The 23990-nt window shown below is 58.8% G+C and carries 21 protein-coding genes; 10 read left to right on the forward strand and 11 right to left on the reverse strand.

Going from position 1 to position 23990, the window contains the following annotated elements:
* Positions 1–151: 151 nt before the first annotated feature.
* From glyA to GHO41_RS30400, 3 genes are all read right to left on the reverse strand, one after another.
* Entirely contained in the window at positions 152–1405 is a 1254-nt protein-coding gene (gene glyA / locus GHO41_RS16615; RefSeq protein WP_048367420.1) for a serine hydroxymethyltransferase, read from the reverse strand.
* 92 nt (positions 1406–1497) lie between these two features.
* Complete coding sequence (locus tag GHO41_RS16620; protein ID WP_153434160.1) at positions 1498–5355, reverse strand: bifunctional diguanylate cyclase/phosphodiesterase; 3858 nt, start codon at positions 5353–5355, stop codon at positions 1498–1500.
* Between the two features lie 43 nt (positions 5356–5398).
* Complete coding sequence (locus GHO41_RS30400; protein ID WP_256677192.1) at positions 5399–5521, reverse strand: hypothetical protein; 123 nt, start codon at positions 5519–5521, stop codon at positions 5399–5401.
* A 126-nt stretch (positions 5522–5647) separates the two neighbouring features.
* Here GHO41_RS30400 and ettA point away from each other — a divergent pair, with 126 nt between their 5' ends.
* A complete protein-coding gene (gene ettA, locus GHO41_RS16625) occupies positions 5648–7315 on the forward strand; it encodes an energy-dependent translational throttle protein EttA (RefSeq protein ID WP_048367416.1) in 1668 nt (555 codons plus the stop codon).
* Positions 7316–7578: 263 nt separating this feature from the next.
* Positions 7579–8916: an NADP-specific glutamate dehydrogenase gene (gene gdhA / locus GHO41_RS16630; RefSeq protein WP_048367414.1), complete on the forward strand. Its 1338-nt coding sequence runs from the start codon at positions 7579–7581 to the stop codon at positions 8914–8916.
* Here gdhA and GHO41_RS16635 read toward each other — a convergent pair.
* From GHO41_RS16635 to GHO41_RS16650, 4 genes are all read right to left on the reverse strand, one after another.
* Positions 8901–9407, reverse strand: coding sequence for a GreA/GreB family elongation factor (locus GHO41_RS16635; RefSeq protein ID WP_153390629.1), 507 nt, complete (start codon positions 9405–9407; stop codon positions 8901–8903). The genes gdhA and GHO41_RS16635 overlap by 16 nt on opposite strands.
* 97 nt (positions 9408–9504) lie before the next feature.
* Positions 9505–9804 (reverse strand): chorismate mutase, encoded by a 300-nt coding sequence (locus tag GHO41_RS16640; RefSeq protein WP_153326873.1) that lies wholly within the window; start codon positions 9802–9804, stop codon positions 9505–9507.
* A gap of 15 nt (positions 9805–9819) precedes the next feature.
* Complete coding sequence (locus GHO41_RS16645) at positions 9820–11673, reverse strand: DUF4105 domain-containing protein (protein WP_048367411.1); 1854 nt, start codon at positions 11671–11673, stop codon at positions 9820–9822.
* 73 nt (positions 11674–11746) lie between these two features.
* Complete coding sequence (locus GHO41_RS16650) at positions 11747–12238, reverse strand: DUF3015 domain-containing protein (RefSeq protein WP_048367410.1); 492 nt, start codon at positions 12236–12238, stop codon at positions 11747–11749.
* Positions 12239–12507: 269 nt separating this feature from the next.
* On the opposite strand from GHO41_RS16650, the gene GHO41_RS16655 reads away from it, so the two are divergent.
* Positions 12508–14946: a Lon protease family protein gene (locus tag GHO41_RS16655; RefSeq protein WP_153326870.1), complete on the forward strand. Its 2439-nt coding sequence runs from the start codon at positions 12508–12510 to the stop codon at positions 14944–14946.
* Between the two features lie 229 nt (positions 14947–15175).
* Positions 15176–15493 carry a hypothetical protein gene (locus tag GHO41_RS16660; RefSeq protein WP_048367407.1) on the forward strand — a complete coding sequence of 106 codons (318 nt, stop codon included), beginning with the start codon at positions 15176–15178 and terminating at the stop codon, positions 15491–15493.
* Between the two features lie 8 nt (positions 15494–15501).
* On the opposite strand, the gene GHO41_RS16665 is transcribed toward GHO41_RS16660, so the two are convergent.
* Positions 15502–17334: a hypothetical protein gene (locus GHO41_RS16665; protein WP_153434161.1), complete on the reverse strand. Its 1833-nt coding sequence runs from the start codon at positions 17332–17334 to the stop codon at positions 15502–15504.
* A gap of 143 nt (positions 17335–17477) precedes the next feature.
* Here GHO41_RS16665 and GHO41_RS16670 point away from each other — a divergent pair, with 143 nt between their 5' ends.
* The gene (locus GHO41_RS16670) at positions 17478–17966 is read left to right on the forward strand and encodes a TIGR00645 family protein (RefSeq protein WP_048367403.1); all 489 of its coding nucleotides are present in this window, start codon (positions 17478–17480) and stop codon (positions 17964–17966) included.
* A 149-nt stretch (positions 17967–18115) separates the two neighbouring features.
* On the forward strand, positions 18116–18733 hold the full coding sequence (locus tag GHO41_RS16675; protein WP_153434162.1) for an FKBP-type peptidyl-prolyl cis-trans isomerase: 618 nt from the start codon (positions 18116–18118) through the stop codon (positions 18731–18733).
* A 98-nt stretch (positions 18734–18831) separates the two neighbouring features.
* Here GHO41_RS16675 and GHO41_RS16680 read toward each other — a convergent pair whose 3' ends face one another.
* From GHO41_RS16680 to GHO41_RS16690, 3 genes are all read right to left on the reverse strand, one after another.
* Entirely contained in the window at positions 18832–19104 is a 273-nt protein-coding gene (locus tag GHO41_RS16680; RefSeq protein ID WP_153326866.1) for a hypothetical protein, read from the reverse strand.
* Between the two features lie 193 nt (positions 19105–19297).
* A complete protein-coding gene (locus GHO41_RS16685; protein ID WP_048367396.1) occupies positions 19298–19639 on the reverse strand; it encodes a zinc ribbon domain-containing protein YjdM in 342 nt (113 codons plus the stop codon).
* A gap of 300 nt (positions 19640–19939) precedes the next feature.
* The gene (locus GHO41_RS16690) at positions 19940–20908 is read right to left on the reverse strand and encodes a polyprenyl synthetase family protein (protein ID WP_048388088.1); all 969 of its coding nucleotides are present in this window, start codon (positions 20906–20908) and stop codon (positions 19940–19942) included.
* A 241-nt stretch (positions 20909–21149) separates the two neighbouring features.
* Here GHO41_RS16690 and rplU point away from each other — a divergent pair, with 241 nt between their 5' ends.
* The 4 genes from rplU to proB all read left to right on the forward strand — a co-directional run.
* Complete coding sequence (gene rplU / locus GHO41_RS16695) at positions 21150–21464, forward strand: 50S ribosomal protein L21 (RefSeq protein ID WP_007950961.1); 315 nt, start codon at positions 21150–21152, stop codon at positions 21462–21464.
* Positions 21465–21498: 34 nt separating this feature from the next.
* Entirely contained in the window at positions 21499–21774 is a 276-nt protein-coding gene (gene rpmA, locus GHO41_RS16700; RefSeq protein WP_047273595.1) for a 50S ribosomal protein L27, read from the forward strand.
* Between the two features lie 195 nt (positions 21775–21969).
* Positions 21970–23196, forward strand: coding sequence for an Obg family GTPase CgtA (cgtA, locus tag GHO41_RS16705; RefSeq protein WP_048388086.1), 1227 nt, complete (start codon positions 21970–21972; stop codon positions 23194–23196).
* A 124-nt stretch (positions 23197–23320) separates the two neighbouring features.
* Positions 23321–23990, forward strand: a 670-nt coding sequence (proB, locus tag GHO41_RS16710; protein ID WP_153434163.1) for a glutamate 5-kinase, incomplete at its 3' end; no start/stop codon positions are given.

A 23990-nucleotide genomic window follows, 5' to 3' on the forward strand; every position in this document is an offset into this window, starting at 1 on the left:
TCCAGAGAACTCCGGCTGTCGTTTTACTGTAGGAGCGAGCTTGCCTCGCGATCTTTTGATCTTTAAAAGATCGCGAGGCAAGCTCGCTTCTACAGGGCGGGCACAAAAAAGCCCGGCTCAAGAGCCGGGCTTTTTTTTCAGCTAATTACACTCAGTTGCCGTAAACAGGCAGCTTTTTGCAGATAGCTTTTACTTTTTCGCGAACTGCATCAATCACGGCTTCGTTGTTGATGTCGTCCAGGATGTCGCAGATCCAGCCCGCCAGCTCTTTACACTCTTCAACTTTGAAGCCGCGAGTGGTCACAGCCGGGGTACCGAAACGTAGGCCCGAGGTGACGAACGGGGAGCGTGGGTCGTTAGGCACGGAGTTTTTGTTCACGGTGATGAAAGCTTTGCCCAACGCGGCGTCAGCGTCCTTACCGGAGATGTCTTGCTTGATCAGCGACAGCAGGAACAGGTGGTTTTCAGTACCGCCCGACACGATGTCGTAGCCGCGCTCGATGAACACCGAGGCCATGGCCTGGGCGTTTTTCACCACTTGTTGTTGGTACACCTTGAACTCAGGCTGCAGAGCTTCTTTGAAGCACACGGCCTTACCGGCGATAACGTGCTCCAGTGGGCCACCTTGACCGCCCGGGAATACAGCCGAGTTCAGCTTTTTCTCGATTTCAGGGTTAGCTTTGGCCAGGATCAGGCCGCCACGTGGGCCGCGCAGGGTTTTGTGCGTGGTGGTGGTTACGACGTCAGCAAATGGAACCGGGTTCGGGTAAACGCCAGCAGCCACCAGACCGGCTACGTGAGCCATGTCAACGAACAGGTACGCGCCAACTTTGTCAGCGATCGCACGGAAACGCGGGAAGTCCAGGATCTGCGAGTAGGCAGAGAAACCGGCCACGATCATTTTTGGCTTGTGCTCAACCGCCAGGCGCTCAACTTCGTCGTAGTCGATCAGGCCGTTGGCGTCGATGCCGTATTGAACAGCGTTGTACAGCTTGCCCGAGGACGAAACGCTGGCGCCGTGGGTCAGGTGACCACCGTGAGCCAGGCTCATGCCCAGGATGGTGTCGCCGGCCGACAGCAGGGCCAGGTAAACAGCGCTGTTGGCCTGGGAGCCAGCGTGCGGCTGAACGTTGGCGTAATCGGCGCCGAACAGTTCTTTTGCACGGTCGATGGCCAGTTGCTCAACCACGTCGACGTATTCGCAGCCGCCGTAGTAACGCTTGCCTGGGTAGCCTTCCGCGTATTTGTTGGTCAAGACCGAGCCTTGAGCTTCCATCACCGCTGGGCTGGTGTAGTTTTCCGAAGCGATCAGCTCGATGTGTTCTTCCTGGCGCTGAGCTTCTTGCTCCATGGCGGCAAAAAGGTCGGCGTCGAACTTGGCAAGTGTCAAATCACGGCTGAACATGGCGGTCCTCAAGGATCGGGGGGCAGAAAAGGAGGGCATTCTAACCCAATGGGTATTAACTGGCATATGAAAGCGATTCACGGCGTGCGTGATCACGTTGCAAGCTTGAAACCATAGGCCTGCAATTGCTTGACCAGCAGGTGCGCGGGCATGGGGCGGCCAAACAGGTAGCCCTGAATTTCGTCGCAACCGTGCTCGCGCAGGAACTCGAGCTGCTCGTGGGTCTCGACGCCTTCGGCGATCACCGCCAGGTTGAGGCTGTGGGCCATCGCAATAATGGCGCGGACAATTTGCGCATCCTGCTCGCCTGACGGCAGGCCGTCGACGAACGTGCGGTCGATCTTGAGCACGTCGATCGGGAACTGTTTGAGGTAGTTGAGCGACGAATAACCCGTGCCGAAGTCGTCAACGGCAATGCTCAGGCCGAGGTTTTTGAGGCTGGCGAGAATTTGCAGCGCTTCGCTGACTTCGCGCATCAAGATGCTTTCGGTCAGTTCCAGCTCAAGGCACGCCGGGGAGAGCCCGGTTTCCTTGAGGATGCTGGCGATCCGCGTGCCAAGCTGGCCGTCCGAGAATTGCCGTGCCGAGATGTTGACCGAGACTTTAGGCACGCGCACTTTCTCTTGGTGCCAGCGCTTGAGCTGGCGGCACGATTCGGCCAGCACCCAGTCACCGACATCCACCACCAGCCCCAACTCTTCCAGCACCGGGATAAAGTCGCCCGGCGGCACCAGGCCACGCCGTGGGTGGTTCCAGCGCAGCAGCGCCTCAACCCCGGTCAGGCGCTTGCCGTCGCCACTGAATTGCGGCTGGTAATAGAGGATAAATTCTTGCTGTTCCAGCGCATGGCGCAGGTCGCTTTCCAGCTCCAGGCGTTCCAGGGCGCTGGCGTTCATGTCGGCCTGGTAGAACTGGAAGTTGTTCTTGCCGCGCTCTTTGGCGTGATACATCGCGGTGTCGGCGTTTTTCATCAACTGGCTGAGTTCGTTGCCGTCCTGCGGGCTCAAGGCGATGCCGATACTGGCGGTGACGAAAAATTCGCGGCTCTCAAGAACGAACGGTTGCACCAGGCTGGCGAGGATTTGCTCAGCCACCCCGACCGCCCGGTTGAGCGCCATGACGCGGGTGGCGCGGGGTTGCAAGAGCAGGGTGAACTCATCGCCGCCCATGCGCGCAACGGTGTCGTCGTCATCCACGCAGGCCAACAGGCGCGTGGCCATGTCTTTGAGCATGCGGTCGCCCGCGGCGTGGCCCAGTGAGTCGTTGATCGGTTTGAAGCGGTCGAGGTCGAGGAACATCAACACCACCCACGACTTGTTCCGTTCGGCCTGCTGCAAGGCGGTGTGCAGGCGGTCCTGGAACAGCGTGCGGTTGGGCAGGTGGGTCAGGGCGTCGTAGTAGGCCAGCCGGTGGATGCGTTGTTCGCTGGCCTTGCGCTCGCTGATGTCGCTGAAGAAGCACACATAGCTGGCCAGGTCGCCTTCGTCGTCGAACACCGCCGTAATGCCGACCCACGCCGGGTAATGTTCGCCATTGCGACGCTTGAGCCACACTTCGCCTTCCCAGGTGTTGTGCTGGTTCAGTTGTTTGATCACGTACTGCAAGTGCGCTTGCTGCTGTTCATCAACGGTCAGCAGGTTCGGCAGTTGGTCGAGTACCTGCTCAACGGAGTAGCCGCTCACCCGGCTAAAGGCTTCGTTGGCTTGCACGATGTAGCCCGCCGGGTCGGTGATCAGGATGGCCGAGGTGGAATGCTCAAAGACCGTGGCAGCCATGCGCAGGTCTTTTTCGGCGCTGCGCTGCTGGCTGATATCACGGGCAACGCCGAGCAGACCTTCGAACTTGTCGTGCTCATCCCACACCAGAATCAGACGCAGCTCCACCGGTATTTTGCGCCCGTCAGCACGCACACAGTCGAGCAGGAACAGTTGGGTCTGTAGTTGGGTGCGCAGGGCCGCCAGTTGCGCCGGTTTGTCGAGCGCGCTCTTGACCCGTTCGATCAGGCTGTACAGCCCTGTGAGTTGCTGTGGTTTGGCGATGGTGGCTTGCCAGCCGTGCTTGAGCACCCAGTCGGCGTCATGGCCCAACACGGTTTCTATCGAGGGGCTGACGTAGTTGAGTTGCAGGCTGTTGTTGGTAGAGAAAATCACGTCGCTGATGCTCTCGGCCAGCATCCGGTAGCGATGCTCGCTGTCGCGCAAGGACTCGCTGGCTTCGATTTGGTCGGTAATGTCTTTGGCGACCCCGACAATGCGCGTCACTTGGTCGCCGGTGCCGCGGGCCAGGGCTTGCTCGCGAATATCAAAGCGGCGCCACACCCCGCTGTGGTGGCGAAAGCGCAGTTGGCAATCGAGTTGCTGGGCATAGCCGCCGTCGCGTTGTTGTTGGCGCAGTTGGCTGTAATGCTCAGCGTCTTCGGGGTGCAGCAACAGCTCCCAGAAGTACGGCCCCATTTGCTGCAACTCAACACTGCTGTAGCCCAGGGTTTGGCCCAAATGGTGGTTGCTGAAGATCATCCGCTGGCTAATCACGTTCTGTACGTACAGGTGGTCAGGCACGGTACGCACCACGTCCGACCAGAAGCTTTCCCGCTCTTGCAGTGACAGCTCGATCAGCTTGCGGCTGGTGATGTCACTGATGCTTAAGATGACCGCGTGGTAGTCCTGTCGGTCTTCGGGCAGGCGCAGCACCAGCCATAAATGCTGGTCATGGCCTTGGGTATCGGTAAGGGTTATTTCCAGTTCAAGCTGGTGCTGTTGTTCAAGCACCGCTTCAACCAACTGATAACCAATGGCTGAGGGATTTGCCGGGCAGCCGTTGATCAGTTTTATCCAGGCTTCATGGCCCGAGCTGATGCCCAGCAGTTGCAACGCCACCTGGTTCACTTCAGTGATGCGCAGTTGCTCAAATAACAGGCGCCGCCGTTCGGGGTTGTCTTGCAGCCATTGCTTGAGCGCCTCGCGGTCGTGCAGTTTTTCGCGCTCCAGCAGGCCCGGTAAACCGGCCAGGTCCAGCACGCACAAGGCCACGCCGGTGCCTTCGAAAATATCGTGGTAGCGCCTTCGACCTTCATGCAGTTGCCGCTGGCGCCGGCGCATGTTGAGCAGCGCCAGCAGCGGCAACGACGAGAACATCAGGCCCAGCAGGCATTTGCCGATCAGGCCGGGCAGCAGATGCGCCTTGGCCTCGCTGCGATCGAACAGGCCGCGCAGTTCCCAGTCGCTGTGGCTCAAGGGCACCAGCAGCACCGTCGTGGCTTCGTCGCCCGGGGTGACAGTGCTGGCGCTGGAGGCGGTTGCCATACGGCTGAGCACGGTGTCGGTCTGGCCGTTTTCGATCAGCCATTGCGGGCGATTCTTCTCGGCGGTTCGGCGCGTCAGCGTGTGCAGCATGCCGGTGCTCAGGCGCAGCAGCCAGTAGCCGTTGAAGGTGTCGTTAGGCGGGCGCAAGCGCAGGTAAATGACGCTGGCATCATGGTTATTGCCGTAGTAATAAACGTCGCCCCGGCCTTGCGGCGGGTTACTGCGTACCCACTCTTTCAAAAAAGCCGCGTCAGGGCTGGCGCTACTGCTGTCGAGCACGATATCGCCAGCTGGGCTCAGCAAGGCCAGGCTTTGCACATTCGGTACCACTGCACGCAGTTGGTTGACCACAGCTTGTTGCTGGCTTTGGGTGCGGGGGAGTTCGTAGAGCGGGAGCTGGTTGAGGGCGGTTTCGGCCTTGAGCGCCAGGCTCAAACTGATGTGGTCAGCCAGGTCTGCGCTGTAATGGACGCTGGCCAGGTGCTCTTGTTCGAGGGTTTCCTGGAACTGCTCAATTAATAACCAAATCAGGATCCCCAGCAAAAACAGCACCAGCGCTGCCAAGGCACCCTTTAACGTCCCGCGCACGGGTGGGCCAAGGGTTTGGCCTGGCACATGGGTGAGTGTTGGCGGAGCTACATTAGGCAAGCTGCGATCCTGCGGTTTGGCGACTAAGGTGCAACACGTATTATTAGCTGGACGCGTACGGGACGGCTAGCATGCCTTGGGTCGTGGCAAAGTGCCAGTGCCGTGGCTCGCGCTGGTTTGCCCTGTCCCGCGCATTCAGGTAGCTTTGCCGGTTACGCGAGGGCATTTTAGCTCCTACACTCAGGCTTTTTCTGCGAGCAGGCATTGATCCGTTCAATTTCTGTCTTTGTGCTATGGCCTGATCAGGGCATCGCTCGCGCCTTATTCATCAGTCACTGACGCTAGGTTATCCATGGCTCAATACGTTTTCACCATGCATCGGCTGAGTAAGGTTGTTCCGCCGAAGCGGGAAATCCTGAAAAACATCTCCTTGTCGTTCTTCCCTGGCGCCAAAATCGGCGTACTGGGCCTGAACGGTTCGGGTAAATCTACTCTGTTGAAAATCATGGCTGGCGTCGACACCGAGTTCGACGGTGAAGCCCGTCCAATGCCAGAGCTCAATGTCGGCTACCTGCCGCAAGAGCCGCAACTGGACGCCAGCAAAACCGTGCGTGAAGTGGTCGAAGAAGCGGTGAGCGTGATCAAGGATGCGCAAGCGCGCCTGGATCAGGTTTACGCTGAATACGCCGAGCCGGATGCCGACTTCGACAAGCTGGCCGCTGAACAGGCCAAGCTCGAAGCGATCCTGCAAGCCGGTGACGGTCACAACCTTGAGCGCCAGCTCGAAGTGGCGGCCGATGCCCTGCGCCTGCCCGCCTGGGACGCCAAAATTGAACACCTGTCGGGTGGTGAGAAGCGCCGTGTGGCCCTGTGCCGCCTGCTGCTGTCGGCCCCGGACATGCTGCTGCTCGACGAACCAACCAACCACCTGGACGCCGACTCGGTGGCCTGGCTGGAGCACTTCCTGCACGACTTCCCGGGTACCGTGGTTGCGATTACGCACGACCGTTACTTCCTGGACAACGTCGCCGGCTGGATTCTGGAACTCGACCGCGGCGCCGGTATTCCTTACGAGGGCAACTACTCGGGTTGGCTTGAAGCCAAGTCCGACCGTCTGGCCCAGGAATCCAAGCAGCAGTCGGCCCATGAAAAGGCCATGAAAGACGAGCTGGAATGGGTTCGTAAAGGCGCCAAGGCGCGTCAGTCCAAGTCCAAGGCGCGTCTGCAACGCTTCGAAGAACTGCAATCGCAGGAATTCCAGAAGCGCAGCGAAACCAACGAAATCTACATCCCGGCCGGTCCGCGCCTGGGTGACAAGGTGATCGAGTTCAAGAACGTGTCCAAGGGTTACGGCGATCGCGTGTTGATCGACAACCTGTCGTTCGTGATGCCTAAAGGCGCCATTGTCGGCGTGATCGGTGGTAACGGTGCCGGTAAATCGACCCTGTTCCGCATGCTGATGGGCAAAGAACAGCCGGATTCGGGCAGCATCGAAGTGGGCGAAACCGTGCAACTGGCCTGTGTTGACCAGAGCCGTGACGACCTGGATGGCAGCAAGTCGGTGTTCCAGGCGATTTCGGATGGTTCCGATGTGATCCGCATCGGCAACTACGAAATCCCGTCGCGTACCTACGTGGGCCGTTTCAACTTTAAAGGTGGCGATCAGCAGAAGTTCGTCAAGGACCTGTCCGGTGGTGAGCGTGGTCGCTTGCACCTGGCTCTGACCTTGAAAGAGGGCGCCAACGTGCTGCTGCTCGACGAACCGTCCAACGACCTTGACGTTGAGACCTTGCGTTCGCTCGAAGAAGCGCTGCTGGACTTCCCGGGCGCTGCCATTGTGATCTCTCACGATCGGTGGTTCCTTGACCGCGTCGCGACTCACATCCTGGCGTACGAAGACGACTCGCAAGCGGTCTTCTTTGAAGGCAACTACACCGAGTACGAAGCAGACCGTAAAAAACGCCTCGGCGAAGCGGCTGCCCAGCCGCACCGCGTGCGTCACAAAAAACTGGCCCAGTAAGGCCGGTTTGCAAGAAAAACGGAGCCCCTCGGGGCTCCGTTTTTTTTGGTGCCCCCCGTAATTTGCGTGTTTTTATTGGTGCAAAACTGGGTACATAAATCACTTTTTTGGTGCGCAAAAACCGCATAAAACCGGGGCTATTTATATAAAAGCACCATTTAAATTCATAACTGCGACATTTTGCGCTGTCGCGGTGCGGCATGACTTGTTAAAGTTCTGGCCAATCTCCGTTTAACGACAACAAATTTGCCGAGACTTTTCCCATGATCGAATCCGTCGACCACTTCCTTTCCCGTCTGAAAAAACGTGACCCGGACCAGCCAGAATTCCACCAGGCAGTGGAAGAAGTCCTGCGCAGTCTGTGGCCGTTTCTTGAAGCCAATCCGCATTATCTGACTTCAGGCATTCTTGAACGCATCTGCGAACCAGAGCGTGCCATTGTGTTTCGCGTGTCATGGGTCGACGACGAAGGCAAAGTCCGCGTTAACCGTGGTTTCCGCATCCAGATGAACAGCGCGATTGGCCCGTACAAGGGCGGCTTGCGCTTCCACCCGTCGGTGAACCTTGGCGTGCTGAAGTTCCTGGCGTTTGAACAGACCTTCAAAAACTCCCTGACTTCGTTGCCTATGGGCGGCGGTAAAGGCGGTTCGGACTTCAACCCCAAGGGCAAGAGCGACGCTGAAGTGATGCGTTTCTGCCAGGCCTTTATGAGCGAGTTGTACCGCCACATTGGTTCTGACGTTGACGTACCGGCGGGCGATATCGGCGTGGGGGCGCGGGAAATCGGCTTTATGTTTGGTCAATACAAACGCCTGAGCAATCAGTTCACCTCGGTGCTGACCGGCAAGGGCATGAGCTACGGCGGTAGCCTGATTCGCCCGGAAGCCACCGGTTTTGGTTGCGTGTACTTCGCCCAGGAAATGCTCAAGCGCAGCGGTCAGCGTATTGATGGCAAGCGCGTGGCGATCTCCGGTTCCGGCAACGTGGCGCAGTACGCGGCACGCAAGGTCATGGACCTGGGCGGCAAAGTGATTTCGCTGTCGGACTCCGAAGGCACCCTGTATTGCGAAGCGGGCCTGAACGATGAGCAGTGGGACGCGCTGATGGACCTCAAAAACGTCAAGCGTGGCCGCATCAGCGAGTTGGCCAGCCAGTTTGGCCTGGAGTTTCTGGCCGGTCAGCACCCGTGGAACCTGGCGTGCGATATCGCCCTGCCATGCGCCACGCAAAACGAGCTGGACGCCGACGCGGCCCGTACGCTGCTGAGCAATGGCTGCCTGTGCGTGGCCGAAGGCGCGAACATGCCGACCACCCTTGAGGCGGTTGATCTGTTTATCGAGGCGGGCATTCTGTTTGCGCCGGGCAAAGCCTCAAACGCAGGCGGCGTGGCCGTGAGCGGGCTGGAAATGTCGCAAAACGCCATGCGTCTGTTGTGGACGGCCGGTGAAGTGGACAACAAGCTGCACAACATCATGCAGTCCATCCACCATGCGTGCGTGCACTACGGCGAAGAAAACGGCCGTATCAACTACGTCAAAGGCGCGAACATCGCAGGTTTCGTCAAAGTGGCTGACGCCATGCTGGCTCAGGGCGTGGTGTAATCCGGTTCGATCGCGAGGATCTCGACCTGCAGATCGCCTGCAGGCCGGATCCACAGCACTTCATCACCCAGCCGCGCGCCCAACAGCGCCCGGCCCAGCGGTGAGCCCCAGTTAATCAGGCCCTGCGCTGCATCGGCCTGATCTTCCCCGACCAGTTGCACGCGCTTTTGCGTGCCGTGTTCATCGACGTACGTCACCCAGCTGCCAATCTGCACCTTGTGCGTTGACGTCGCCGGGGCGACCACGTGTGCGCTGTGCAGGCGTTGATTGAAGTAGCGCAGGTCGCGTTCCATGTCGGCCAGGTGCTGTTTATCGGGCAAGTCTTTGCGGGCGGCCTCCTGGCTGTGCAGGCGTTGCAACTCGGCGACCTTGGCTTGCAGTTGCTCAAGGCCCTGGGCTGTGACGTAGTTCGGCTGTTCGCTGACCTGACGCTCAACCGGCGTATCGGCCTGATTGGCGGCGCTGTCTTCGTTTACAAATGCACGGCTCATGATGGCAGTCCCTTTGTTAACTGTGATCTCCCGTAGAGCTGCCGAAGGCTGCGATCTTTGCTTTTAAAGATCAAAAGATCGCAGCCTTCGGCAGCTCCTACAGAGGTTTTTCCAGTGCCGAATGCTCGGCCAACTCCTGTTGAATAAACCCGGCAATCATGGCGCGGTATACCGCTTCGGCAACCTCCGGGTTGGCGCCCAGTTCGTCGGCCAAGTGCCGGACCTTGTTGATCACTTGCTCAACCCGTTGCGGGGCGCGTACCGCGTCGCTGTCTTTTTTGAAGCGCGCCGCTTGGGACACGTAGGCGCCACGCTCGGCCAGCAGGCCGACGATCTGGCGGTCAAGTGCGTCAATGTGCCCGCGCACTTGATCCAGAGAATCACAATTAACCGTCATGTTCTAAAGCTCCTTTTAGTAGTGATACCACTTGAGTTCGAGCATCACTTCGTTCACCGGTGAGGCAAGGTGGCTGAACTCACGCTGCGCGGTCAACCGCAGGCCGAGATTACGGGAGATTTCCCATTGCTGATTCAGGCTCAGGCTACGGCGCACTTCGCCGTTGGTGAAGTAATCGGCCTTGGTTTCCAGGCTCAGGTTGCCCACCGGGTTACGCCACAACACGCCGGTGTTGTAGCCCGCCGCCGGTGAAACAAACGCGGCGAAGTCGTTGTTGTGCTCGACCCGCACGGTGCCCAGGGCAAAGCCAAGCAGGTTGTCGCTTAACTGCCAGGTACCGCCTGCACCGCCGTTGACGTGGGTGACCAAACGTTCACTGCCATGTTTGCCGAGCACCCTCTCAAGGCCGCCGCCGACTTGCCATGACCAGGGTTGCAGCAGGGCGTTGCGCGGGGTCAGGGAGCGAATGTTGGCCAGGTCCAGCTGCTGGACTTGCCATTTATTGCCCTCGTATTGGCGCAGCTTGAGCTGGAGGATTTCAATCTGCGCGCCCAGCGGGAAGCCTGGCGCGTTGTCGTTCAGGTCGTGGTAGGCCATGCGCAGGCCGTATTCGGCGAACGCTTTGTCATCGCGGCTGCCCGCGCCCAGTTGCCAGGTGCGTGACTCGTGGCCGTTTTCGGGAAGCTCGGGGCGCTCGACTTGCAGCTCTGGCGCCGGGTTCTGGTTGATGGCGCGCAGCAGTTCATAGCTGCGTTGCGAGCGCCCGGTGTCGCGCTCAAGGCCATTGGCCCGGTAGCGTTCAAGACGATAGGCAGCGTCGATAATCAGCGCCTGACGCGCTTTGGGCAGCGCCATGAAGGTCGGGTTCTGCAATTGCGTCTGATCGGCGCTGACCTGCAGCACCCATTGCTGTTCTTCGGGGTCGAGCACTTTGGCGCGGTCCAGCAGTTCGCGTTCGCGAGACGGGCGGTATTCGATGCTTTCTACCAGGCCGGCTTCCTTGACCGCTTTAACCGTGTCGGTGGGGATCGCTGTCAGCGGGAACTGGGTGGTCAATTGCAAGCCGGGGCGGGCCACTTGCAGCAGTTCAAGCAGGCGGTAGGAGCAGTTTTCATCGAAGAAAAAGTAATCGAACTGGATTTGCTTTAGTTCCCACACATGTTCAACCATGCGTTGGGTTTCTTCGGGGGTCAGGTTGAGCCGGTATTCCCACAGGTCGCGGTTTTCCAGGCTGCGGTATTCCGAGAGTTTTTCCTGGTAGGGGACCAGGGCAAATAGACCGGGGTAGCCGCCGGCCAAGCCTTTCCAGGCATACAGAATGCTGTTGTCGGAGCCTTCGATGTAGGCGCCAAAATTGATCGCGTAACTGAGCAGCGCGGTTTTGTTGCTCTGCACATCGGCCTGGTCAATACGTAGCAAGGTGTGGCCGAACATGGACGACGGGCTGTTGAGGTACGCCGCCGGGAAGATCATCACTGTGCTGTGCGGCGCGACGTCGGTGAACCACTGGGTGAACTCTGCGCATTCAACCTTGGGCAGGTCGTTGAGGTTCAGTTGCGCCTTGAGCCAGCGGGTACGGGCCGGGTATACGCACTGCGGGTGTTTGTCGCCCAGGCTCACCGGGGCATACAGCGCCTCTACGGTGGCGCGCAGTTCGGCATCGGGGTGGTGGGCGCCGTCGGCGGCCAGAAAAAATTTGTCGTCGCTGACATAGCTGCGCCAGCCGCCCAGTTTGCGGGCTTCGTAATGGCCTAAAGAAATCCAGAACGGGTCGTTGGCGAGTTGCTGCAAACGTTGATTGTCGATTTGAGGCGCGGCGTACAGCGGGGCGCAGGCACAGAGCGCCAGATAGGCAAGGCGTTTGAGCATGGTGAGCAACTGTTGTCAGGCGAATGGAATTGAAACAGAAGTACCCGCTCCCGAAGGAGCGGGCAAGTCTCAGTTACGACGCAACGGTTGCGTACTTGGACAGGCGGGCATCGCCTTTGAGAACAGCCAGTGTGTTGTTATGCACATCGTCAGCGGTCACGTCAGCCTTGCTGAAGATTTGCTGGAAGTGCTCGTGGGTGACTGCGGCAAAATGCTCGCGGTCTTCAGGGGCCACACCCAGTACCACCGCGTAGGTGGTCAGTGCTTCGCCGTTGCCTTTGGCCATGTCTTCGGACAGCTCGTTCATCATGCCATTCATGGCAATCCACGATTTGCCGCCGTAAGTCAGGGCGTCTTTGGTGGTACAGCCGTTGGTACCTGAGGTCATGCCGAAGGTCGCGTTACCGGAGGTGCCGTTGGTGGTGGAGGCCAGGAAGTGGGCGGGGGTGCCGCGCTGACCTTCAAACAGCATGTTGCCCCAACCGCAGTTCGGGCCGCCGGGTGCTTGCGCCATGGCGTTGAGGGAAACCACTGTAAAGAGAGTGCCGAGAAGAATCCGTTTCATATCATTGTTCTCTATGCGTGCAACCAATGGACAAGGGTATCTGGCCGTCATTAGCCAGAACGGGCCGGTTATCAATCCAGCCTCGCAACACTTAGGAGTCTAGGCACGATCAGCAGGTTCCGTGGTTTTTTGTAAAACAATCGTTGGGCGGGAGTTTTTTTCGCCCGCAAACATTGGGCCCCGATAATTCAGGTGTAACGCGCCTTGCCAGTGGCGTGCAGCCAGCGCCAGAATGCTGCCATCTGCCCTGCCTGATGTAAGGAAGCCCGATGCCTGATTCTGTTGCTGCCAGCCTGCGTCTAGCGCCTGACGCGCTAACCCGTCCTTTTTCCGCTGAACAGTTCAGCTTCTCGACCACCAATGATTTAGAACCCTTTCGCGGCATTCTCGGCCAGGAGCGCGCGGTCGAAGCCTTGCAGTTTGGTGTGGCCATGCCACGTCCGGGGTACAACGTATTTGTGATGGGCGAGCCGGGTACGGGGCGCTTCTCGTTTGTGAAGCGCTACCTCAAGGCTGAAGGCAAGCGCCTCAAGTCGCCCAGCGACTGGGTGTACGTCAATAACTTTGATGAGCCCCGTGAACCGCGCGCGCTGGAGCTACCCGCGAGCACGGCGGGTGCTTTTATCGCGGACGTTAACGGGCTGATCGACAACCTGCTGGCGACGTTCCCGGCGGTGTTTGAACACCCGACCTACCAGCAGCGCAAAAGCGCCATCGACCGTGGTTTCAACCAGCGCTACGACCGTGCGCTGGATGTGATCGAGCGCCTGGCGCTGGAAAAGGGCGTGGCCCTGTACCGCGACAGCAGCAACGTGGCCTTCACCCCGATGAGTGACGGCAAGGCGCTGGACGAGGCCGAGTTTTCGCAGTTGCCCGAAGAAGAGCGTGAGCGTTTTCACGAGGACATTGCCGGGCTTGAAGAGCGCCTCAATGAGGAGCTGGCGAGCCTGCCGCAGTGGAAACGTGAGTCGAACAACCAGCTGCGCCAACTGAACGAAGAAACCATCACCCTGGCCTTGCAGCCCCTGTTGTCGCCGTTATCGCAGAAGTACGCCGAAAATGGCGCGGTGTGCGGCTACTTGCAGGCCATGCAGGTGTACCTGCTCAAAACGGTGGTGGAGCAACTGGTCGACGACAGCAAAACTGACGCCCAGGCGCGCAAGCTGCTGGAAGAACAGTACCTGCCGAGCCTGGTGGTGGGCCAGCCGATGAGCGGCGGCGCGCCGGTGGTGTTCGAGCCGCATCCGACCTACGACAACCTCTTTGGCCGCATCGAATACAGCACCGACCAAGGCGCCCTGTACACCACCTACCGGCAGTTGCGTCCGGGTGCCTTGCACCGTGCCAACGGCGGCTTTTTGATCCTTGAAGCCGAGAAGATGCTCAGCGAGCCGTTTGTCTGGGATGCGCTGAAGCGTGCGTTGCAGTCGCGCAAATTGAAAATGGAATCGCCGCTGGGCGAACTGGGGCGCATGGCCACCGTGACCCTGAGCCCGCAGGTGATCCCGCTGCAGGTCAAGGTCATCATCATCGGTGCCCGCCAGCTGTACTACACGCTGCAAGACCTGGACCCGGACTTCCAGGAGATGTTCCGGGTGTTGGTGGACTTCGATGAAGACATCCCGATGGTCGATGAAAGCCTGGAGCAGTTCGCCCAGTTGCTCACCACGCGCACGTCCGAAGAAGGCATGGCGCCGCTGACGGCAGGCGCGGTGGCGCGTCTGGCGACCTACAGCGCGCGTCTGGCCGAGCATCAGGGGCGCTTGTCGGCGCGTATTGGCGACCTGTTCCAACTGGTCAGCGAAGCGGACTTTATCCGCCATCTGGCCAACGATGAAATGACCGATGCGGGCCACATCGAGCGTGCGCTCAAAGCCAAAGCGACCCGGACCGGGCGCGTGTCGGCGCGCATTCTGGACGACATGCTGGCGGGGATCATTCTGATCGACACCGACGGTGCGGCGGTGGGCAAGTGCAACGGGCTGACCGTGCTGGAAGTCGGTGACTCGGCATTCGGTGTGCCGGCGCGGATTTCGGCCACGGTGTATCCGGGGGGCAGCGGCATTGTCGACATTGAGCGCGAGGTTAACCTCGGGCAGCCGATTCACTCCAAAGGGGTGATGATTTTGACCGGCTACCTGGGCAGCCGCTATGCCCAGGAGTTCCCGCTGGCGATTTCGGCGAGCATTGCCCTGGAACAGTCGTACGGCTACGTCGATGGCGACAGCGCTTCGCTGGGTGAAGCCTGCACGTTGATTTCGGCACTCTCCAAAACGCCGCTCAAGCAGTGCTTTGCGATCACCGGTTCGATCAACCAGTTTGGTGAAGTGCAGGCGGTTGGCGGGGTGAACGAGAAGATCGAAGGCTTCTTCCGGCTCTGCGAAGCCCGCGGCCTGACCGGGGAGCAGGGGGCGATCATTCCGCAAGCCAACGTCGCGACCTTGATGCTCGATGAGAAGGTGCTCAAGGCGGTGCGTGAAGGCAAGTTCCACGTGTACGCCGTGCGTCAGGCGGACGAAGCCTTGAGCCTCCTGGTGGGCGAGCCTGCCGGTGAGCCGGATGAAGAAGGCCAGTTCCCGGAAGGCAGCGTCAACGCCCGGGTGGTTGAGCGTTTGCGGGTGATTGCCGAAATGGTCAACGACGACGACCTCAAGGAAGCCGAGAAAGAACTGCTGGCCGAAGCCCTGGCGGCGAAAAAGCCGGCTTGATCCCATGGCGTCTGTAGTCGCTGCCCAAGCATGAGGCTGCGAGATGTGCCAAACGACCGTCAGACGGCGGTCCTGCGGCCCGCATCGCAGCCTTCGTTCCTCGTCAGCGGCTACAAGAGCCGTTGCGGGCAGGTGTTAAGCCGTTGGTCTTGGCGCCCTCTGCGGGCGGGTTTTTGCTTCTATGCTCAGGTAAGTGTCGTCTGAAGCAGGCTCTACGAGGGGCGCCGCCATGTCGCGCAACCTTTGCCTTACCCGCCAATGTCTGGGGCTGGAAACCCGCATTGAGTGCAGTATTCGCCCTTTGGCAGGCAATACCGGCCTGTGGGCCTTGCTGTTCGCGGCAGGTTTGTCGGGCGAGCAGCCAACCACGATCAAATCCCAAGGCCCGTTTCGCGGCCCGTTTGTGGCCGAAACCATTCTGCAATCCATTGTTGAAAGCCTGACGCTGCACGGCTATCGGTTAGCCGATACGCCGCAAATCTGGTGCCTGCATGTGCAGGCCCAGTTGCGTCAGATCAATGGTGAGCGCCGCCCGGCTTCGCGCTGAGGCGTCTGTCAGCGCGGTGGCGTGACCTCGGGGACTTTCTCCAGCTTGGCCTCAAAGCCGTACTCCACAGGCTCCAGAGCGGTGCGTGCGTAGCTCTCGATCTGGGTCGGGTGGCCGTAGAAGTAATGCACGTCGAAGATGGCCGGGCCATTGGGTTCTTCGCTGTGGCTAACAGCCAGGACTTCCTTGAGGTAGTTGCCGGTATCGTCCTTGGCGTAAAAGCGCCAGGCATCGGACGGGAACAGCGCCTGATCGACCACCAGCGCGTTGCCTTTTAGCTCCAGCCCTTTGGGCAGGTGAGCGACGTCCAGGGCGTGTTTGGCAATATCGGCCACATACAGCGGCATTGAGCCGATGGCGTAGGCCGGGGTTTCCGGGAACAGGTTGAGGTCGTAGGTGATGACACCGGTTTTTGGGTCGGCGTCGAAGGCTTCAGCCGGCAGTTCCAGCGGTTCGCCGCGTTTGCCGTTCTGGTCTTCAGCAAAGAAGGTTACCGGGGTGTCGGCCGAGTCAGGCAGTTCGCCCAGCAGTTCGTCATTGAAGGTCGGCGGGTGGCTGAACTCCAGGGTGGCGGCGCTGGCGTCATCGACCGACTGGCTGATGACCACGCTTTTTTTCAGTTGCTCGGGGTCCAGGGTGGCGTCTTTGAGGTAGTTGACGGCTTGGTCGTCATACACCACCACCGACAGCGGCAGCGCCTGGATGTCTTTGCCTACAACGTTTTTGTCGAGCCGCACCACGGGCAGGTCGAGGGTCTTGCGGGTGACGTTGGCGGTCGAGAAGTCGAGCACGCTGATGTCGACGTTTTCAATCGGACCGTTGAAATACACCTTGCTGTAGTGATGCGGGTGTTGGCTATCAAAGGCTTTTTGTTCGTCGTCGAGCTTTTTGCTGAACTCATCGCTCCAGGCCGTTTGCTTGAGCATTTCGGCCAGTTGCTGTTGATAGAACGCCAGTTGTTCGGCGTTTTCGTCGATGGAGCCAGCGCGGGCCAGGTACTGCCCGGTCGCGTCGCGGGCCTGGATGATCAGCGGGTTGAGTTCGGTATCGCGTACGGCTTCGGCGAGCGGGGCGCTGTTGTTGATGTCGACTTCCGCAAAGTTTTTACCCAGTGCCAGCAGGGTGACGCTGATGTTGCCCTCAGTGCGGGTTTTACCCACGTCTTTGCTGGTGAGGGTGAGGTTGACCACTTTACCGGGGGCGATGACTTCGGCTTCGCCATGCAGTGTGACGGGCTGAGGCTGCTGGATGTTCGAGGTTTCGACGCCGTCGATGTAGGGGTAGGTGACGGTCAGGTCGTCAGGGTTGCTCAGGTTGGCGCTGGAGGGGCTGAGCTGGATCCCTGAATCGGTTTCTGACCATTCCGCCTGGAACGGCACCACTTGCTTGTTGCTCAGCGTCACGGACTGCCATTCCAGCGCATGCGGGAACGGGAAATCGGATTCGTTGTTCTGGCTGAACGGGAAGATCGGCTCCAGGTCGGTCAGGTAGTCGGAACTGGAGTTTTTGCGCACCACAAACATGCCGTTGATGTAGGTGTCGCTCAGGGCCTGGCTGTTGGGGTAGTGCTTGAGTTGCGCGAGTTCATCGGTGCCATATTCGGTTTCGACCGGTTTGCCGTCCAGCTTGATGCGGGCGCGTTCCAGCAGCAGCAATGAGCCGCCGAGGTCGGCCACGGCGTCTTTAAGCTGCGGGTCCTTGATGGCATCGAGGCTCTTTTCGAACGCTGCGGTTCTTTCTTCCAGGCTGGCCTGCGGGTGTTTATCGCCAGGCGAGCAGCCGCCCGTCATGAGCAAAGCGGTGGAAAGCCCGAGACAGACCAAGGGGAATCGCAGATACATTGTTCAGTTTTCCTGTCCGTAAACGATGCTGATGAGGTCGACACTAGCAGAAAATGTTTTTACTGACTGTGTCTACCGCTTTATCTCTGCCCATTTGTGGCTGATATACTCGCGCCCATTTTTTTTACAGCCTGCGAGATTCAATGGAACGCTTTATCGAAAATGCAATGTACGCCTCACGCTGGATTTTGGCGCCGATTTACTTCGGGTTATCCCTGGGTTTACTGGCGTTGGCGTTGAAATTCTTCCAGGAAGTGTTTCACGTTATCCCAAACGTGTTCGCGCTAACTGAATCGGACTTGATCCTGGTCATTCTGTCGCTGATCGACATGGCGCTGGTGGGCGGCCTGTTGGTGATGGTGATGATCTCGGGCTACGAGAACTTCGTCTCGCAACTGGACATCGACACCAACAAAGAGAAGCTTAGCTGGCTAGGCACGATGGACTCTACCTCGCTGAAGATGAAAGTCGCAGCGTCGATTGTGGCCATCTCCTCGATCCACCTGCTGCGGGTGTTCATGGATGCGCGCAACATCGAAACCCAATACCTGATGTGGTACGTGATTATCCACATGACGTTTGTGGTGTCGGCGTTCGCCATGGGCTACCTCGACAAGCTGACCAAGCACTGATGCGGTTGTCGTGACGGGCAGCACACGAACCCGGGCTGCGAAGGCTTTGGGGGCTGTGGTAGTCTGCTCGCCCTTTTTTGGTTTTGGGCGGCTGGGAGAAAGCGGTTGAAAAACGGCTTTTTTGAGTCGCTCTATAGCGGAGCAGTGTTATGTCCGAAGTAAATCTGTCGACCGACGAAACGCGCGTTAGCTACGGCATTGGCCGTCAGTTGGGTGACCAACTGCGCGACAACCCGCCACCGGGCGTTAGCCTGGACGCCATCCTGGCGGGCCTGACCGACGCTTTCGCGGGCAAAGAAAGCCGTGTTGGCCAGGAAGAAATGTCGGCCAGCTTCAAAGTGATCCGCGAGATCATGCAAGCTGAAGCGGCTGCCAAGGCAGAAGCGGCAGCAGGCGAAGGCAAGGCTTTCCTGGCTGAAAACGCCAAGAAAGACGGCATCACCACGCTGGCTTCCGGTCTGCAATTTGAAGTTGTGACCGCTGGCGAAGGCGCCAAGCCAACCCGCGAAGACACCGTACGTGTTCACTACCACGGCACCCTGATCGACGGCACTGTGTTCGACAGCTCTTACGAGCGCGGCCAGCCTGCTGAGTTCCCGGTTGGCGGCGTGATCGCTGGCTGGACCGAAGCCCTGCAACTGATGAACGTCGGCAGCAAATGGCGCATCTACGTGCCGAGCGAACTGGCTTACGGCGCGCAAGGCGTTGGCAGCATTGCTCCGCACAGCGTCCTGGTATTCGACGTTGAGCTGCTGGACGTTCTGTAAGAACACAGTGCTATAGCTAGCTGTAGGAGCGAGTTTGTGATCTTTTAAAAAGATCGCGAGGCAAGCTCGTTCCTACAGGGCCGTTTAGCATTGTGCGGTCATAGTTCTATTTTGGCGTGGTGTTCGTGATGGACTGCGGTGCCGATGGGGCGCAATGCCCGGGCATAGCAAAACAGGAACAGGTTACGCACCAGCTCTTTGAGCACCAGCGGCTCGCTTGAGTTGAGGCCGTTGAAGTCCAGGTCACCCTGGTCTTGCAGTTCATTCAGCGCTTCTTCTTCCAGTACCGCGCAGACTTCGCCGGTTTCCCGGTGCAGGATTCGCAGGTAAGGGTGTGGGCGGTCCAGCCATGCATCAATTAAATAAGTCATCGTTGTCATCTCCTAGATGAATGACAATGAGAATAATTCTTATTCAGTTAATAGCAAGTGCCTATTGGCGGATTTCTTTTTTTTCTTTGTAAAAACTGCCGTGGGTCAACGTAGCTGGCTTTAGGGTAGGGCGGGGAGAGTGTTGCGGGGAATGACCCCTTCCTGCGCAGGCGCAGGAAGGTCAGCCACAGGATCAGACTTTGCGCACGAACTCGGACTTGAGCTTCATCGGGCCGATGCCGTCGATTTTGCAGTCGATATCGTGGTCGCCATCGCACAGGCGGATGTTTTTAACCTTGGTGCCCACTTTGACCACCAGGGACGTGCCCTTGATTTTCAGGTCCTTGATCACGGTGATGGTGTCGCCGTCGTTCAGCACTGTGCCTGCGGAGTCTTTGTAGACTTTTACATCGCTGGCTTCGTCAGCATCGCCGTTGGCGGACCACTCATGGGCGCATTCCGGGCAGATCAGCTGTGCGCCGTCTTCGTAGGTGTATTCGGAATTGCATTTTGGGCAGGGTGGCAACGTGCTCACTAAAGCTCCTTAAAAGTCAGGATGGCTAAAAGGCGCGCATTATATAGGGTTTTTGTGCCGATGGGGGGCTACAGGTTTTTTACCGGTAGGAGCGAGCTTGTCTCGCGATCTTTTGATCTTGGTTGGATGGTTTTACGACTGCTGCGCAGCCGGACGTAGCCTCGCAGGCTCGTCAACTGCTACAAGGGGTGGTACGTGCCGATGGGGCGGTAGGAGCGAGCTTGTCTCGCGATCTTTTGATCTTGGGTCGTTGAAAAAGCAGCAGCACCACGCCTGCGCGTAGTGCTGCTTTGATCGCCATCAGTGCGTGCGGGCTACCGCAAACTCACTCAGCTCAACCAGCGCATCGCGGTATTCGCTTGGCGGCAGGGCTTCAAGGCAGGCAATGGCGCGGGCAACGAAGTCGCGAGCCAATTGTGCGGTGTATTCCAGCGAGCCCGAGGCTTCCACGGCAGCACGAATGCTTTCGAGGTCTTCAATGCCGCCTTTTTGAATGGCCGTACGCACCAGAGCAGCCTGCTCGGGCGTGCCTTCACGCATGGTGTAGATCAGCGGCAAGGTCGGTTTGCCCTCTGCCAGGTCATCACCGACGTTTTTGCCCAGGGTTTCGGCGTCACCACGGTAGTCGAGCAGATCGTCGACCAGCTGGAAAGCCACGCCCAAGTGGTCGCCAAACGTGCGCAAGGCTTCGCGTTGCTCAGGGGTTGCACCGGCCAGCGCGGCGGCGCTGTGGGTCGATGCTTCAAAGAGCATGGCGGTCTTACCGCGGATGACTTCCATGTAGGTTTCTTCGGTGGTGCTGGCGTCGCGGACCTTGGACAGCTGCAACACTTCGCCTTCGGCAATGATGCGGGTGGCTTGTGAAAGAATCTTCATCACCGGCATCGAGCCCAGCTCGACCATCATTTCGAAGGAGCGCGAGTACAGGAAGTCGCCCACCAGCACGCTCGGGGCGTTGCCCCAGGTGGCGTTGGCGGTCTTGCGGCCACGGCGCATGCCGGACATGTCGACCACGTCGTCATGCAGCAGGGTCGCGGTGTGCAGGAACTCAATGGTGGCAGCCAGCAAGCGCAGGTCATCGCCTTCACGGCCCAGGGCCTTGCCGCACAACAACACTAATAAAGGACGAAGGCGTTTGCCGCCGGCCGAAGTGATGTAGTCGCCAATTTTTGAGACCAGCGGTACGCGTGAAGTCAGCTGCTTCTTGATGATGCCGTCGACGGCGCTAAAATCGTCCGCCACCGCGCGGTAGAAAGCTTGGGGTTGCATCAGCGACAGGTGCTCCAGAAGGGTTGCGCGGCATGCTAGGTCGGGGGGCTGGGCCTGTCAAGGCGCGATGGACGGCCCCTTGCAACACCCGCGTGCCTTGCGTACAATCGCGCACCCTGAACTTCCTGGGCAGCACCTGCCTTACGCAATTGCACTTGGGCCGTTCCAGCCCCATGCAGCCATGCCAGCCAATACCTTTACCTATAAAGCGCTGGGTGAGCAGGATTATCGGAGAAATACCATGTCGTACGCAGTAATCGTTACTGGTGGCAAGCAATACAAAGTAGCACCGGGTGAATACCTGAAGATCGAGAAACTGGAAGTCGCTACTGGCGAATCCGTCACTTTTGATCGCGTTCTGTTGGTCGCCAATGGCGACGACGTAAATATCGGCGCTCCAGTTGTTGCTGGCGCCACTGTTGTTGCTGAAGTGATCTCCCAAGGTCGTCACGATAAAGTACGCATCATCAAGTTCCGTCGTCGTAAGCACCACATGAAGCGTATGGGCCACCGCCAGTGGTACACCGAGATCAAAATCACCGGTATTCAGGCTTAATTTCAGCCTAATTCCTCACTAGGAGAATTGACTCATGGCACACAAAAAAGCTGGTGGTAGTACCCGTAACGGTCGCGACTCAGAAGCCAAACGCCTTGGCGTGAAGATGTATGGCGGCCAGGCTATCGTTCCGGGCAACATCATCGTGCGTCAGCGCGGCACCCAATTCCACGCTGGCTACGGCGTTGGTATGGGCAAAGATCACACCCTGTTCGCGAAAGTGGAAGGCGTGATCAAGTTCCAGGTTAAAGGCGCCTTCGGTCGCCGCTACGTAAGCATCGTTCCGAAGACTGAAGTCGTCGCAGCGTAATAGCTTGGTAGCTGGAAGAGCCCTGTCTTGCGACGGGGCTTTTTCGTTTGTGGGGTGAGTCTCTTGCAAAACTGTTTGTATGGGCTTAGGCGCTGGATTTAACGGCTGTTGATTGGGTCGCTGCGCTCATTTTTGCAAGAGTCTTATGTCTTGGTTTTTATCGGCTCGTCCTGATGACGAGAGGCGTGTTTTGTTATGAAGTTTGTAGATGAAGTATCGATCAAAGTAAAAGCAGGCGACGGTGGTAACGGTTGCATGAGTTTCCGTCGTGAGAAGTTCATCGAAAATGGTGGTCCTAACGGTGGTGATGGTGGTGACGGCGGCTCGATCTACATGGTCGCTGACGAGAACCTGAACACCCTGGTTGACTACCGCTACACCCGTCACTTTGACGCGCAGCGTGGCTCTAACGGTGGCAGCACCGATTGCACTGGCCGCAAGGGCGAAGACCTGGTACTGCGTGTGCCGGTGGGCACTACCGTCATTGACGCTGGCACCCAGGAAATCATTGGTGACCTGACGGTTCCGGGTCAGCGTTTGCTGGTTGTGCACGGCGGCTGGCACGGCCTGGGCAACACCCGTTTCAAATCCAGTACCAACCGTGCGCCACGCCAGACCACACCGGGTAAGCCGGGTGAGCAGCGTGACCTCAAGCTGGAATTGAAAGTACTGGCTGACGTCGGTCTGCTGGGCTTGCCGAATGCGGGCAAAAGTACCTTTATTCGTTCGGTGTCTGCGGCCAAGCCAAAAGTGGCTGATTACCCGTTCACCACTCTGGTGCCAAACCTGGGTGTAGTGAGCGTTGATCGCTGGAAGAGCTTTGTGATTGCCGACATTCCGGGCTTGATCGAAGGTGCTTCGGATGGCGCGGGCCTGGGGATTCGCTTCCTCAAGCACTTGGCGCGTACCCGTCTGTTGCTGCACCTCGTCGACATGGCGCCGGTTGAAGGCACTGACAGCGCGGCTGATACCGCTGAAGTGATCGTTAACGAACTGATCAAGTTCAGCCCGTCGCTGGCCGAGCGTGATCGTTGGTTGGTGCTGAACAAGTGCGACTCGCTGCCGGAAGACGAGCACGATGCGCGCGTTAAAGAAGTGGTTGATCGTCTGGAGTGGACCGGCCCTGTGTACGTGATTTCGGCGATTGCCAAAATCGGTACCGACAAGTTGTGCCACGACATCATGCGCTATCTTGAAGACCGTGCTGACCGTCTGGCCAATGATCCGGTGTACAAGGAAGAGCTGGCCGATCTTGATCAGCGCATCGAAGACGAAGCGCGTGCGCAGCTTCAAGCCCTGGATGACAAGCGTGCCCTGCGTCGCAGCGGCGTGAAGAGCGTCCATGACATGGGTGATGATGACTGGGACGAAGAAGATGTTGATGACGAAGATGGTCCAGAAATCATTTACGTCCGCGACTGATTCGTTGCAGTAAACTACAGCGCCGCTCAATTGAGCGGCGTTTTGGTATCTGTGAAACTGTAATCAAGAATAAATCCATGGGTGGCGCTCGGTCGCGCTGCTCTCAGGCATAGGTTGGATGATGATGCGGAGCAAGGTGACAGGTGCGCAGCGTTGGGTCGTGAAAATCGGCAGCGCATTGCTGACAGCAGATGGCAAGGGCCTGGATCGCGCCGCGATGGGCGTGTGGGTCGAGCAGATGGTGGCCTTGCATGAGGCGGGCGTAGAGTTGGTGCTGGTGTCTTCGGGCGCAGTGGCGGCCGGCATGAGCCGCTTGGGCTGGACGGTCCGACCCAGTGCAATGCACGAGCTGCAGGCGGCCGCTGCGATTGGCCAGATGGGCTTGGTGCAGGCGTGGGAGTCGAGCTTTGCCGAGCATTCGCGGCACACGGCGCAAATTCTGCTGACCCATGACGATCTGTCTGATCGCAAGCGCTACCTGAACGCCCGCAGCACCTTGCGCGCCCTGGTTGAGTTGGGTGTGATCCCGGTGATCAACGAAAACGACACTGTGGTCACGGACGAAATCCGTTTTGGTGACAACGACACGTTGGCGGCGCTGGTGGCCAACCTGGTCGAGGCTGACCTGCTGGTAATCCTGACCGACCGTGACGGTATGTTCGATGCGGATCCGCGTAACAATCCGGACGCCAAGCTTATCTATGAGGCGCGCGCCGATGATCCTGCGCTGGATGCAGTGGCGGGCGGCACCGGTGGTGCGTTGGGTCGCGGCGGCATGCAGACCAAGCTGCGTG

The sequence above is a fragment of the Pseudomonas sp. FSL R10-0399 genome (assembly GCF_009600165.1).
Classification (GTDB): Bacteria; Pseudomonadota; Gammaproteobacteria; order Pseudomonadales; family Pseudomonadaceae; genus Aquipseudomonas; species Aquipseudomonas helleri.